Annotated in this window: 2 protein-coding genes and 1 pseudogene; all 3 read left to right on the top strand. The window is 61.1% G+C overall.

The window, feature by feature from the left end; genetic code table 11:
• Positions 1 to 521 (top strand): annotated as a pseudogene (locus QZY06_RS18355) (F0F1 ATP synthase subunit alpha); the annotation flags it as partial.
• A gap of 36 nt (positions 522 to 557) precedes the next feature.
• The gene (gene atpG / locus QZY06_RS18350) at positions 558 to 1421 is read left to right on the top strand and encodes a F0F1 ATP synthase subunit gamma (protein ID WP_295686779.1); all 864 of its coding nucleotides are present in this window, start codon (positions 558 to 560) and stop codon (positions 1419 to 1421) included.
• A 48-nt stretch (positions 1422 to 1469) separates the two neighbouring features.
• Positions 1470 to 1588 (top strand): hypothetical protein (locus QZY06_RS18345; RefSeq protein ID WP_295686780.1); only part of this gene is annotated, 119 nt, incomplete at its 3' end.

The following is a 1588-nucleotide window of genomic DNA, read 5'->3' as shown; positions in this document are numbered from 1 at the left end:
TGCCCACCAACGTGATCTCGATCACCGACGGCCAGATCTTCCTCGAAACCGATCTGTTCAACGCCGGTATCCGTCCCGCCATGAACGCCGGTATCTCGGTGTCGCGCGTCGGTGGTGCGGCCCAGACCAAGGTCATCAAGAAGCTGTCGGGCGGCATCAAGCTGGCGCTCGCCCAGTACCGTGAACTCGCCGCGTTCGCGCAGTTCGCGTCGGATCTTGACGAAGCGACCCGCAAGCAGCTCTAGCGCGGCCAGCGCGTCACCGAACTGATGAAGCAGAAGCAGTACGCGCCGATGTCGGTCGCCGAAATGGCCGCGTCGCTGTACGCCGCCGAAAAGGGCTTCCTCGATGACGTCGCGGTCGAAAAGATCGGTGCCTTCGAAGTCGCCATGCAGCAGTTCCTGGCGACCAGCCACAAGCCGCTGCTCGACAAGCTGAACGTCAAGGGCGACTGGAACGATGCGCTGGAAGGCGAACTGAAGGCCGCGATCACGGCGTTCAAGAAGCAGTCCGCGATTTAAGTCCTCCAGTCCCTCTAGGCACGACCGAGAACTACATTGGCAGGCGCAAAGGAAATCCGCACCAAGATCAAAAGCGTGAAGAACACGCAGAAGATCACGCGCGCGATGGAAAAGGTGGCGATCTCGAAGATGCGCCGCGCCCAGGTCCGCATGACTGAAGCGCGTCCGTACGCCGAGAAGATCCGCCGCACCATCGCCCATCTGTCGCAGGCGAACACCGAGATCACCCATCCGTTCATGGCCGAGCGGCCGGTGAAGCGGATCGGCGTGCTGGTGGTATCGACCGACCGCGGCCTGTGCGGCGGTTTGAACACCAATCTGTTCCGCGCACTGACCCGCTCGATCCGCGAATGGCGCGATCAGGCCATCGACGTCGAATACGCCGTCATCGGCACCAAGGGCCTCGGCTTCTTTCGCCGGGTCGGTGGCAAGGTGGTCGCGCAGAATTCGCAGCTTGGCGACAAGCCGCATCTCGACCAGCTGCTCGGCTCGATCAAGGTACTGACCGACGCTTACCGCGAAGGCCGTATCGATCGCCTGTATCTGGCCTCGACGCAGTTCGTCAACACCATGACCCAGCGTCCGGGTGTGCGTCAGGTGCTGCCTGTCGAAGTCGATCCCAACGCCAGCAAGCTGGCCGACAACTGGGATTACATCTACGAACCGAACGCGACCGAACTGCTCGACACCGTGCTTCAGCGCTATGTCGAATCGCAGGTCTATCAGGCCGTGGTCGAGAACGTGGCTAGCGAACAGAGCGCCCGCATGGTCGCGATGAAGGCGGCCACCGATAACGCCGGCAAGATCATCAACGGCTTGCAGCTCGCCTACAACAAGGCCCGCCAGGCCAGCATCACCAAGGAACTGGCGGAAATTGTCGGCGGCGCCGCAGCAGTCTAAGCAAATCCTTCAAGCAGTAACCCAAGAATTCTGGATAGAGAAACAGCGATGAGCACTGGCCCAAGCAACGGCAAAATCGTACAGATCATCGGCGCCGTTATCGACGTCGAATTCCCGCGCGACGCGATTCCGAAGATCTATGACGCGCTGAAGGTCACCGGCACCGA

Origin of the sequence: uncultured Nevskia sp. (assembly GCF_903885465.1) — a bacterium.
In the GTDB taxonomy this organism is placed as follows: domain Bacteria; phylum Pseudomonadota; class Gammaproteobacteria; order Nevskiales; family Nevskiaceae; genus Nevskia.
This window is presented reverse-complemented; position numbering and strand designations above follow the sequence as displayed.